Origin of the sequence: Paucibacter sp. DJ2R-2, from assembly GCF_025717675.1 — a bacterium.
Lineage (GTDB): Bacteria > Pseudomonadota > Gammaproteobacteria > Burkholderiales > Burkholderiaceae_C > Paucibacter_A.
In genome coordinates this window covers 249518-261377 of record NZ_JAJIRT010000002.1, presented here as the reverse complement: position 1 = coordinate 261377, position 11860 = coordinate 249518, and the positions used below count along the sequence as shown (strand labels likewise).

Here is an 11860-nt window from a genome sequence, read left to right as displayed (position 1 = left end):
AGTGGCCGTGTCCGCTCAGGCCTTGCATCCAAAGTGGATGGGTGCTCGGGGAGGCTGAGCTTGAGGTTCGTCGGTGCTGGAGATCAAACAGGGCCGACCTCGTGCCACAGTCGGGCTAGGGTCGCTGCGGGTGGGCAGCGGGGCTGACTTGCCGCCGGCGCGGAAGTAGGCCGCCTGGCCACGCTCACCAAGACAGAGCCCAAAAAGCAGAAGGCCGGGGCGTCGGGCTCGGGCTTCTGCCGGTTTGCGCATGAGCGTACAAGGCGGCGCCTTGTGCCGAACTCAGAGCAGCTCTGCCGGGATGTTGCCGCCGTTCTGGGCCAGCTTTTGCAGCACGGTCTTGTGCAGCCACATATTCATCTGCGCCGACTCCTCCATCTTGTCCGCCGGGCAGCCCAGTTCCTTGGCCAGTTCCTTGCGAGCGGCAAGGCTGCTGTCCAGGCCCAGAAGCTTCATCAAATCCACGATGGACACTTTCCAGTTGAGCTTCTCGGCATGGGCCGAGGCCAGGGCCGCGAGCTTGGCCACCACATCGACCTCGCTGATGGCTTGCACAGTAGGGGCCGCTGCTTCCTGGACGGGCGTGGCTGCTGCTGTGGCCGTGGGTATCGCGGCCTCTACCTTGTCGGCGCCAAAACCGAGCTTGGCCAAAATCGTGCTGAACATTCCCATGGTGTTTTTCCTTTGCTTTGCTTTGTGCTTGCGTGCTCAGCGTTGCAACAGGGAGCCGAATGCGCCCATCAGATCGCCGGCATTGCCAAGGCCGCCCGAGGGCTGCTGGCCGCCCGGAGTGAGCCGGTCCACCAGGCCCGGCAGGATGCTGGACAACTGGCCGGCCATGTCCGCCGGTTCCAGTCCCAGCTTGCCCGCCATGCCTGCTATCGCATCGCTGCCCAGCACTTGCTGCAGCTGATCGGCGCTGATGGGCTGGTTCTGGCCGCTGCCTATCCAGGAGGCAATGACATCGCCCAGGCCCGCCGCGCGGAACTTGTCCGACAGGCCGTCGAGCCCGCCCGCGCTGCCGTCATTGCCCAGCAAGCTGGCCGCCATCTGCAGCAGCTCGGGTCTGGCGCTGACCATGCCGATCAGCGCGGAAAGGCCGCCTCCGTCTTGCGCCCCGTTGTTGCTGACGGCGCCCAGCAGTGAATCCAGCAAGCTCATGAAATCTCCCTTCAGTTGAGAAGTGCCAAGTTGGCAGTGCGAAGTCGTGGCGAGTGTGGCGCTCTTGTGTGACAGCCAGCATGGCCCACTTCATCTGCGTTTTGAAGCCTTATCGAGGGGGCGGTTCTGAAAGGAACCGGGCCTGCTTTGGGACCGGGCCCATGTGTAGCGAAGGCCTTGGCATCTGTCCCCAGCGCCTGTGGACAAGTCCGTGAGCAAGCTGCGGGCGGGCCCAGCAAGTGCTTGATTGCAAAGGCGGAAACTTGGGTTGCTGCGAAAACAGGCAAGCGGCCCGGTCTGGGCTGCTGACGGATTGCTGATGTGGTGCGTCTGCCGTTCCGTGTGCTGCCATGACGGCAGTTCAGTGCCTGCTTGATGAGGATGCTCGCGCGTCCTGCAGGCAGCGGGGCGGGTACCGCCCCGCAAGCCTCAAATGCCCAGGAAGGGGCCTCGCACCTCAAAGCTCACGCCTTTGGCGCCGCTGCCCGTCGTGCCGCGCTGAGAGCTGAAGTAAAGGCGGCTGCCATCGGGGCTGAAGGCGATGCCGGTCATTGCGCTGGCCTTGTGGCCCTCCAGCTTGACAATAGGCGCCACCTCGCCGCTCGGTCGGATCACGCAGATCTGCATGTCGCAGCCGTCCTCTGCCACATAGACATCTCCCAGAGTCGAGACAATGACCTTGTCCACTCCGGTCAGCACCGGGTTGCTGGCCGTGTTGTCCTCGTAGAAGATGCTCAACCGATTGGCTGCGGTTTCATAGGCCCATAGGCGGTGATCAAGGTTTTGGGGATCATGGGCTTGTCCAGGGCTTCGGACCCCAAGCCGGTCGAGCCGGCGGTGGCCAGTGATGCTGAAGTGATCGACGCGCTGAATGCCATCGTTGAAGTCAGCTCGCGCAGTGGTTCCTGGACGTGCTTTGATCGGCTGCGCCTGAGCAAGCGGTGCTGGAACCATAAGCGCGTGTGGCGGATGAATTGCCAGTTGGGCCTCAACATTCCCAGGTGGACTCAGAAGCGAACCTCGAAGTGTGATCCCGTGCTGCTGCATGCGGGCGCGGTGGTCAACCAAGGCTGGGCGCGGGACTTCATGCACGACCTGCTCTTCGTCGGTCGTAGATTCCGCAGGATCAAGGTGATTGACGGCGCCAACCGCGAGGCGCTGTGCATCGAGGTCGGCATTGCGATTCCATCGGCTCGGCTGATTCGAGCCCTGAATCGCTTGATCGACTGGTATGGCGCACCGGGCAGCCCCGTATGGGCAATGGCTCAGAGATGACAAGCCACGACTTCATTGACCGTGCAGCGGCCAAAGATACCAAGCTCAATCACATAGAGCCTGGTGGGCCCAGCCAGAACGCCCGTATCGAGAGATTCAACCGGACCAACCGGCACGAGGTCTTGGATGCCTACGTGTTTTAGGGCATCGAGCAGGTCGGGCACATAGCGACGACTGGCTGCGCAACTACATGGAGCAGCGACCTCACGAAGCACAGGGCGGACTGCCTCCCGAGCAGTTTCTGCCAAGGTTAAGCACCGTCGCAGATTTCGGTAGTCGATTGCCGACTTGACAGGTGAGCTGACGCCATCCTACAGAGCTGGCCACCTAGACAGGGGGGAAGGGGGGGCGGGCGAGGCTTTTCTCACGGGTTCCCCCTGATTAAGGGGGCGGTCAAGAAATGGCGGATGACGTACGCTTCTTAAGTTGCCCGGTTTTCCGGGCTTTGCTACATCTCAAGGGACTGCACATGTACACACGATCAAGGTCCACGATCACGCTGTTGGCGCTTGGACTGGCCGCCAGCGGCAGCTGGGCCGGCAATTTGGTTGCCACCTGGACCAAAAAGGCGCAGCTGGAGCCCTTCCGCTCCGCGACCAGCCCGGGCCCGCGCGCCTGGACGACCATGGACTTCGACTCCCTGAATGGCAAACTCATGCTGTTCGGAGGCAGTGCCTCGGGCTTTGTGGCTGACATCTGGCAGTACGACACCGTGGCCGACCAGTGGACCGCCATCGAGAACCCCACGGACCATTGCCCGGGTACCTTCGGCTTCTCCGGCCCGGATGGCCGTGACACCCAGGTCACCATCTACGACGACTACAACCACCTGTACTGGTCGCTCTCCGGTGGCGGCTACAAGTGCACCGGCACTCGTGCCACGGTGCGCACGGCACAGGCCGGCACCAACACGACAACCGTGGTGGACTCCTCGCTGCCCAGCGATGTGACCTCGGACTACTTCAAGGACTGGACTGTGGCCACCGGCTACGGCAAGGCCTATGTGCAGTCCTACGACTCCATCACCAAGACCCTGACCCTGTCCAGCCCGGTCTACGGCCTGGCCCCGGGCTCGACCTACCAGATCAAGGTCTGGACCGATGGAGGTTCCTGGTACTACTCGCCCGTCACACGCAAGTGGGCGGCGCTGCAGCTGGCCCATTACGGCTACACCGGCCCGACACCCCATGTGGGCTATGGCTCGAACACCCCGGCGGCGGCCTATTCGACGGCTGACAAGGCCATCGTCATGTTCGGCGGCTCCATCAACGGCGTGTCGCTGAATGAAACCTGGGTGCTGGACGCCCGCACCAAGACCTGGGCGCTGAAGAAGCCGAATGCCGAAGTCGGCCCCTACAAGCGCAATGAAATCAGTTCCGGCCTGGTCTACGACTCGGTCAACGATGTTTTCATTCTGTACGGCGGCCGTTGCGACGGCTCCGACACCCGTTGCCCGGGTGGCAAGGGTCCGCTGGGTGATACCTGGGCTTACAAGCTCTCCACCAACACTTGGACGCAGATGATCACCCCCGTGAGCCCGCCGGCTCGCATGGGCCACCAGATGTCCTTCGACAAGGAGCATGGTGTGGTGGTGATGAACGGCGGTACCTCGGTGCGCGACTTCTACGCCACCGTGCCCACGACCGCCGAACTCCTGGCGGACACCTGGATCTACGATTACGCCAAGAACGTTTGGACTGAAGTGACCCCGGCCGTGTCGCCGCCGTCCCGCTACATCGCGATGCTGTCCTATGACCCGATCGCCAAGGTGTCCGTGCTTTACGGTGGCCGCGAGCCCGGCCAGTCCATCCAGGGCAGCATCTGGCACCTGAGCTTGGCGGATTCCGACAGCACGGTCAATCAGGCACCCCAGGCTGCGTTCAGCGTGTCTCCGGCCACGGGTTCGCTGAACACCACGTTTGCATTCGACGCCTCGACCAGCCGCGACATTGACGGTTCCATCGTGTCCTACGTTTGGAACTTCGGTGATGGCACCGGCGCCGAAGGCGCCACGGCCAGCCACCGCTACGCCGCAGCCGGCACCTACACCGTGCTGTTGACCGTGACCGATGACCGCGGCGAAAGCGCGCAGAAGTCGATCAATGTGGTGGTGACGGACAAGGACGTCACACCCGATGCCTTCAGCTTCGCCAGCGCCGCCAATGTGGCCCTGAACAGCTGGGTGGTGTCTGCGCCGGCGACCATCGCCGGCATCGATGCCGCAGCCCCGATCCAGGTCAGCGGCGGCGAATACAGCCTCGACGGTGGCGCCTTCACCAGCGCCCCCGGCACGGTGCTGGCCGGTCAGGTGCTGCGCGTTCGTGTCATGAGCGCCAATGCCAACTCGACCACCCGCGGCGTCACCGTGGTGGTGGGCGGCTTCTCGGCCAGCTTCAACACCACGACCGTGGCCGCCAGCGGCGACGTTAAGCCTTTCGTCTTCAATCCGGAGGCGAACGCAGCCCTGAACACCCTGGTGTCTTCGGGCACGGCCACCATCACCGTCACCGGCCCGACGCCGATCTCGGTGGTGGGCGGTGAGTACAGCATCAGCGGCGGCGCCTTCACCAGCGCAGCCGGCACTGTGACCAACGGTCAGGGTGTGCGCATGCGCCTGCTGTCCAGCACCAGCTTCGGCAGCACCAAGACGGCCGTGGTGACGGTGGGCACGCTCAGCGTCCCCTTCAACGTGACCACCATGGCCGAAGACGTCACCCCTGACGCCTTCGCCTTCACGCCGGTGGCCAGCGCGGCGCTGAACACGCAAATCATCTCGAACAGCATCGGTGTCTGGGGTGTCAACACCGCAACGCCGATCAGCATCGTGGGTGGTGAGTACAGCATCGCCGGCGCGCCTTACACCTCGGCGCCGGGAACGGTTGCCAAGGGTCAGACCCTGCGCGTGCGTGTCAACAGTGCGGCGGGCTATGGCGAGACGACCAGCGCCACGCTGACCATCGGCACGGTCAACGCCGTGTTCAACGTCACCACGTCCAATCTGGACACCGCGCCGGACGCGTTTGCCTTCCCCGCGGTGACCGGTGCCGCGCTGTCGACCCAGACCGCTTCGGCGGGCGTGATCGTGCGCGGCATCAACGGCCCGGCCGCGATCAGCGTCACCGGTGGTGAGTACAACATCAACGGCGGCGCCTTCACCAGCGCACCCGGCACGGTGCTGTCGGGCCAGACCGTGCGTGTGCGTCAGCTGAGCAGCTCCAGCTACGGCGCAACCACCACCACCGTGCTGAACATCGGTGGCGTGTCGGCCAGCTTCGCTGTGACCACTTCGGGCGTGGACACCACCCCCGCGGCTTTCAGCTTCGCCAGCCTGAACAATGTGGACCTGGGTGTCTGGATCACCTCGCCGGTTGTGGTTGTCACCGGTGTCAATGCCCCGACGCCGATCAGCGTCTCGGGTGGTGAGTACAGCATCAATGGCGCCGCCTTCACCAGCGCACCTGGCACGGTCAACAATGCGCAGTCTGTGCGTGTGCGCGTGACCAGCAGCAGCCAGCATTCCACCTCCAGCACGGTCAGCCTGAATGTGGGCGGCGTGAGTGGCAGCTTCACCGTCACGACCGCGGCGCCTGACACCACGCCGACAGCCTTCGCCTTCCTGGCTAACACCACGGCCTTGCCTGGCACGTTGGTGGTCTCGGAAAGCAAGGTGGTGGGTGGCATCAACACCGCCACGCCGATCAGCGTGGTCGGTGGTGAATACAGCATCGCCGGCGGCGCCTTCACTTCGGCTCCGGGCACCATCAGCAACGGCCAGTCCGTGCGTGTGCGCCTGACCACCGGCCCGGACTACCTGGCCAGCCAGAGCGTGACCCTGAATGTGGGCAGCTTCAGCACCCGCTTTGATGTCACCACCGCCGCGGCCGACCGTGTGCCGACGGCTTTCTCCTTCGACACCATCTCGGGTGTGCTGACCAACACCGCTGTGGTGTCCTCGACCCGCACGGTCAATGGCATCAACGCACCGACCCCGATCAGCATTGAAGGCGGTGAGTACAGCATCAGCGGTGGCGCCTTTACCAGCGCCCCGGGTACCGTGCTGAATGGTCAGGGCATCCGTGTCCGCGTCACCAGCAGCAGTGCTTTCCTGGCGACCAAGCGCGCAGTGGTCACCATCGGTGGCGTCACGGGCAACTTCGACGTCACCACCGTGGCTGAGGATGCCGTGCCGGACGCTTTTGCCTTCACCGAAGCGACCAACGTTACCGCGGACACCTGGGTGTCTTCGTCGTCGGCCGGTATCTGGGGCATCAACACCGCTGCCCCAATCAGTGTGGAGAATGGTGAGTACAGCATCGCCGGCGCCGCCTTCACCAACGCACCCGGTACCGTGAGCAAGGGCCAGTCGGTTCGCGTGCGTGTGCGCAGCAGTGTCTCGCCGCTGACCACGACCACGGCCACGCTCAACATCGGTGGTTACCTGGTGCCGTTCAAGGCAACCACCCGCGCACCCTGAGTTGTGCGGCGCCACTGACGTTCAGCGGATTCAGCCGAGGGCCCGGTTCCGGAAGGAACCGGGCCTTTTTTATGCGTGTTTGTGTGGGAGCAGGTCAGCGCTGGGCTAGGCGTCACGGTGTTTGGGCTGCCGTCGCTGACTTGCAACTGCAGTTCGGGACGGGCTTGACACTCGCCCAGACGTGCTGCTTCCAGAACACGTTGCAAGAGCGGCCGAGGCCATCTTTCGATGCAAGTGCTTCGAGCGCTGCCATGACGGCAGTTCAGTGATTGCTTGATGTGGATGCTCGCGCGTCCTGCAGGCAGCGGGGCGGGTACCGCCCCGCAAGCCTCAAATGCCCAGGAAGGGGCCTCGCACCTCAAAGCTCACGCCGTTGGCGCCGCTGCCCGTCGTGCCGCGCTGAGAGCTGAAGTAAAGGCGGCTGCCATCGGGGCTGAAGGCGATGCCGGTCATTTCGCTGGCGTTGTGGCCCTCCAGCTTGACAATAGGCGCCACCTCGCCGCTCGGTCGGATCACGCAGATCTGCATGTCGCCGCCGTCCTCTGCTACATAGACATCGCCCAGGGCCGAGACTATGACGTTGTCCACTCCGGTCAGCACCGGGTTGCTGGCCGTGTTGTCGTCGTAGAGGATGCTCAACCGGTTGGCTGCGGTTTCATAGGCCCATACCCGGTTGTCGCCCTTGGTCGTGAAGTACACGACGCCCTTGTGGAACCAGCAGCCTTCGCCACCATTGAAGCTGGAACTGGAGCTCACCTGCTTGCGCGTGCGCGTGCCCGAACTGCTGGGGTTGGGTGTGGGAACGCTCAGCCACTGCAGCGAGTAGGGCGCGGCCGAGCCGACGCGCCGGGCCACTTCCAGCGTGCCCGAGCTCAGGTCGTTCGCCCGCGTTGGGCGGAAGCGGTAGAAGCGTCCGTCGCTCTTGTCCTCGGTCAGGTAGATGAAACCGGTCGTCGTGTCGAAGGTCAGTGCCTCATGGTCGAACCAGCCCAAGGCATTGCGCACCACCGGCGCCTTCTGGCCGAAAGGGTCGCACTCCACCACGCGACCGCGGTCGACTTCCTCGCAGCTGAGCCAGGTTTTCCAGGGGCTCATGCCGCCGACACAGTTGCGGCTGGTGCCACTGCAGATGGAGTAAGCGCTGGTGATGCCGCCCGTGGAGTTGAATCGAATCGCCGAGACGCCGCCTTTGCCACCATCGAGCTCGCAATTGGACAGATAGATCCAGCCGCCGTCGCCACTGGCCAGACAGGCGCCGCCGTCCGGTGTGCTGTGCCAGGTGTAGCCGGTCGATGCCACCTTCTGCCCGCTGCGTGCGATCACCCGCGAGCTGAAGCCTGAGGGCAGGCGCAGTCCATTGGCGTCAGGTGCCTGCAGCGGCCCAAGCGCCGCCAGTGAGGCGATGGTCTGCAGGCCTTCGGACCCTTGCGGATTGGCGGGAACGGCCGGCAGGCTCTGGGCCCAGGCGCTCGAGGACCCCACGGACACCAGGCCTGCGCCGATCAGGCTGCGCCTTAGGAAGTCTCGGCGAATTTCCAGGGACGAGGCGGTATTTACAGCGGTCTCACTCATCGAAAGTCTCCTTCTAGTTGGATATTGGCAACGAACCGATGCCGCAAAGAAGTATTCCTGCTGACGATGACAGTCGCGTAAGCGAGAGAAAATTTCATGCAGTGCAAACCAATGGTTATGCACAGTGGTTGTCGGTCATTCATCGTTACGGAGGTCCAGATGGGAAATCCATCAGTGCGACGCGATTTGGCCCAGAAACTGCGCATGGCCTGCTCTCGAACGCAGTGGCTTTAGCTTGCTGATCCCTTCATCACGACGTCATGAATGCGGGCGAGCATGAAGGTTTTGATTTCCTCGGTGTCGTCGCATATGAAGGCTCTGTTGATTGCAGGTATGTGCTGCGTGTTGGCCAACCAAGCCAATGCCTTCGCGCAGGAAACGCACAAACGCATCGCCATGGATGCCGTGGCGTATATGCAGCGCAACCCGAGCAGCACCAATTTCGTCAAGCTGCAAGCGGGCCTGGTCAAGGCTGGCTATACGGTCGAACAGTTTGCTCAACAGCTGGGCCAAGGTGCCTACGACGTGGACGACTTCGCCGACACCTATATCTGCGGCGCAGTCACCGGTGATTGCCAGTTGGCTCCGGTCTGGGGTTTGGGCAAAGGCATCGTCAACTACACCTCGTATTGGCATTTCCAGAATCACACGCAAGGCCCGGACGTGCATGGCAACCCCTTCGGTGGCTACAACTATGCCAAGCTGACCGTCAAAGGCGACATTGACGACCTCGCCGCGACCTGGCTGGTGGGTGATCACTTGGACGACGGTCGGGGCGGCATGAAGGGTTGGTTCAGCGACGGCAGCAAGTACAACACCTACGGCATCACCGAACGCAACTACCGCCAGGGCAGCACTTCGACGCCGGCGATGTACGCGGACTTTGAGAAAATGCCCTTCCAGCCCATCGACAACCTCGGCCAATACTGGTGGAGCCAGTTTCTGGCCAAGCCGACGGTGCAGAGCTTGGGCTTTGTGATGCACACCACCGACCTGCTCCAGCCGCACCACACCTGGACCACTTCGGCACGCAATCACACCGGCTGGGAGACCTGGGTCAAGGACTATTACGACCAGGAGCGTCTGAGCGAAGACGCGCTGGTGACGGAGGCCTTGGGCAGCTTCACGCCGCTGGCGCCGACGGCGACGGACATCCGCCCGCTGCTGCGTCAAGGTGGCGCGCTGTCTTACGCACGCGGCGGTATCGTGCTCAGCAGCACCGACCACAAGGACCGCAAGACCGTCGGTCGCGTGGTGGTGCCCCATGCCATTGCCATGGTGGTGCATCTCTTGAACCGCGCCGCCGAGCGTTTCTGAGCCCATGGGCGAGCGACGCGGCTGGCGAGGCCGGTGCCGGACTGGGCTGGCTTTGGTCTTTGGGCTGTGGACAGTCTTGCACGTTTCTGTGAGTGCTCGAGCGGCTGCAGTGGCTTCGGCGCCGCTGGCTGATGTGGTGGTTGAGGGAGTGACGCTGTCGGCCCATGCACAGGCGGCCTTGTGCCAGCTCGCGCAGCGCCAGGAGCCCGATCTGCCCTGCGAGCGGGTGGCGCAGCAATGGCTGCGGGATTGGGTGGTGGGGCGCCAAGTCGCACAGGGCATTTCGGCCGAGCGCTTGTTCCCGGCTCGGCATGTGGCCTATCCGCTTGAGATCGAGGTCGAGCGGCTCTGGATCCATCTGCTCACACAGCTGAGCGGGCCCGCTTTCTCGCAAGCCTGGGCTGCGGAACGCAAGCGCCTGGGCTGGCAGGCCGTCAAGCCGGGGGCGACGCACCGCGCGTTTCTCGCCGCAACGCCGGCATTTCGCCTCGATGACCGCTTGTCGCCGGCGCAACAGCGTCTGGCGGCCCGGCTACCCGTGCTGCGGCAATGCGTTCACTCTGCTTGCACTTCCTTGTCCTTGAGCGAACTCTGGGGGCGCATGAATGTGCAGTCGCGCACCGCGGTGCTGGACGGCGATTGGCGCCCCGTGCAAGCGGCTGGCGACGAACTGCTGCAAGCGCGCTTCGCCGACCGTTGGCTGCCCAGCCAGCCCGGCTGGCAAGCCCAGGATGTGGCGGCGCTGCGTGGTGGGCTGCAGGCGCGACTGCAGCGCGCGGCTTGGGTGCGGCTCCGTGGTCTGGATGGTGATCCGCATGGCCCGCGCGAGGGCTGGGCCGAGCTCAGCGCCACCCTCACGGACGTGGACATCGAGGCTTATTACCGCGCCCACAGCGATGACTTCGCTCGCATCGAGTCGCTGCAGGGCTGGCGCGGCCGATGCGCGACGGCGCTTTGCGCCCAGCAGATCGAGGCGCGTTTGCGGGCCCTGCAAGCGCCGGCACAGCTCAGCGCCCTGGCTGAGGCGCCGGTGGCGGGCTGGCAGCTGGAGCCCGTGCATTGGCGCCTGGACGATTCAGAGGCAAAGCAGAATGCGCGTGAGCGCTGGTCGCTCAGTTTGTTGATGGCGGCGCAGCCTGGCGAGCCGCCCTTGGGCGTGCGCCCACCGGGCGTGGACAGCGTCGGTCGGGAGTGGGTGCAGCTGAGTGCACGCAGCATGGGCGTGCATCCCTTGAGTAGCGAAACCGTTCGCTACCAGTCGCGCTTGGCCCTGACCCTGGACCGCATGCGCGAGGGCTGGGCGCAGGCCCAGGTCCAGTGGCTGCAGGATGCGGATATTCGCTGGGGCGACGGCCGGCGCGGCTGGCCTGAGTCGTGGACCGCTGCGGTGCTGGCCTGGCCCGACGCGCAGCAGGGCCATGGGCATTCACATGACTGATCCTAGGGCCCGCTCGCAGGTCGCGCCGTTTGGGTCGAGCCAACAGGGCGGCGCAAGCAGTTCTCTGCTACTGGCCAGCGCCCTGGTCGCGGCACTGGTGCTCGCCGGCTTGTCCATGCAGCCCGAGCAGGCGCCACCGGCCGAGGTCGCGCGGGTGTCGCGCCAGGCGCCGGCGGCTTCTGCGCCGCATCCGCAGCCCGCGCTTGCTTCGGCCTCAGCAGCAGCACAGGTGCCGGTGCCACCGGCTACGCCAGCAGCACTTCCTTCGCCTGTGGCCTCCGATGCACTGCAGCCTGCCCACTGGAGCATGGCTGACGCGCGCGTGAATGGCGATCCGCGCACACCACCCCTGCACCGCCCCGCGCCGGAAGCTCAAACCCCGGCCTGGCAGCTCAGCGATCACGAGGGCCATCTGCGTCGAGAGTTGGACGAGCACCGCGCCGTTCAGCAGGCTTTCGTTGAAGCTGCGAACGCCGAGCTGCCCAAGCTTGAACACTGGCTGGCCCTCGGTCGCGCGCAGGGTGTGTCCGCCGAGCAACTGGCGGTAGCGGAGGAGAAGATCCGACGCCTCAAGGCCCAACGCGAATTGACCCTGAAACGGCTTGAAGGCGCGAAGCCCTAAG

The 11860-nt window shown here is 64.5% G+C and carries 10 protein-coding genes; 6 read left to right on the top strand and 4 right to left on the bottom strand.

Features of this window, described 5'->3' with window-relative positions:
- Nucleotides 1-282: 282 nt before the first annotated feature.
- The 3 genes from LNV28_RS08320 to LNV28_RS08310 all read right to left on the bottom strand — a co-directional run bounded on the left by LNV28_RS08320 (nt 283) and on the right by LNV28_RS08310 (nt 1899).
- On the bottom strand, nt 283-672 hold the full coding sequence (locus LNV28_RS08320; protein WP_263518462.1) for a DUF3597 domain-containing protein: 390 nt from the start codon (nt 670-672) through the stop codon (nt 283-285).
- A 36-nt stretch (nt 673-708) separates the two neighbouring features.
- Entirely contained in the window at nt 709-1176 is a 468-nt protein-coding gene (locus tag LNV28_RS08315) for a YidB family protein (protein ID WP_263518793.1), read from the bottom strand.
- 414 nt (nt 1177-1590) lie between these two features.
- The gene (locus LNV28_RS08310) at nt 1591-1899 is read right to left on the bottom strand and encodes a PhoX family protein (protein WP_263518460.1); all 309 of its coding nucleotides are present in this window, start codon (nt 1897-1899) and stop codon (nt 1591-1593) included.
- 33 nt (nt 1900-1932) lie between these two features.
- On the opposite strand from LNV28_RS08310, the gene LNV28_RS08305 reads away from it, so the two are divergent.
- From LNV28_RS08305 to LNV28_RS08300, 3 genes are all read left to right on the top strand, one after another.
- Nucleotides 1933-2436 (top strand): hypothetical protein, encoded by a 504-nt coding sequence (locus tag LNV28_RS08305; protein ID WP_263518458.1) that lies wholly within the window; start codon nt 1933-1935, stop codon nt 2434-2436.
- A complete protein-coding gene (locus tag LNV28_RS25170; protein ID WP_411969931.1) occupies nt 2415-2579 on the top strand; it encodes an integrase core domain-containing protein in 165 nt (54 codons plus the stop codon). Before LNV28_RS08305 ends, LNV28_RS25170 begins: the two co-directional genes overlap by 22 nt.
- A gap of 326 nt (nt 2580-2905) precedes the next feature.
- Nucleotides 2906-6910 carry a Kelch repeat-containing protein gene (locus LNV28_RS08300; RefSeq protein ID WP_263518456.1) on the top strand — a complete coding sequence of 1335 codons (4005 nt, stop codon included), beginning with the start codon at nt 2906-2908 and terminating at the stop codon, nt 6908-6910.
- Nucleotides 6911-7240: 330 nt separating this feature from the next.
- On the opposite strand, the gene LNV28_RS08295 is transcribed toward LNV28_RS08300, so the two are convergent.
- Nucleotides 7241-8482, bottom strand: a complete 1242-nt coding sequence (locus LNV28_RS08295) for an alkaline phosphatase PhoX (RefSeq protein WP_263518454.1) — start codon at nt 8480-8482, stop codon at nt 7241-7243.
- 276 nt (nt 8483-8758) lie between these two features.
- Between LNV28_RS08295 and LNV28_RS08290 the strand changes: the two genes are divergently transcribed.
- The 3 genes from LNV28_RS08290 to LNV28_RS08280 all read left to right on the top strand — a co-directional run bounded on the left by LNV28_RS08290 (nt 8759) and on the right by LNV28_RS08280 (nt 11859).
- Nucleotides 8759-9799: a phospholipase C/P1 nuclease family protein gene (locus LNV28_RS08290; protein ID WP_263518452.1), complete on the top strand. Its 1041-nt coding sequence runs from the start codon at nt 8759-8761 to the stop codon at nt 9797-9799.
- 88 nt (nt 9800-9887) lie between these two features.
- Nucleotides 9888-11237, top strand: a complete 1350-nt coding sequence (locus LNV28_RS08285; protein ID WP_263568789.1) for a hypothetical protein — start codon at nt 9888-9890, stop codon at nt 11235-11237.
- A complete protein-coding gene (locus LNV28_RS08280; protein WP_263518448.1) occupies nt 11230-11859 on the top strand; it encodes a hypothetical protein in 630 nt (209 codons plus the stop codon). Before LNV28_RS08285 ends, LNV28_RS08280 begins: the two co-directional genes overlap by 8 nt.
- Nucleotide 11860 lies beyond the last annotated feature (1 nt).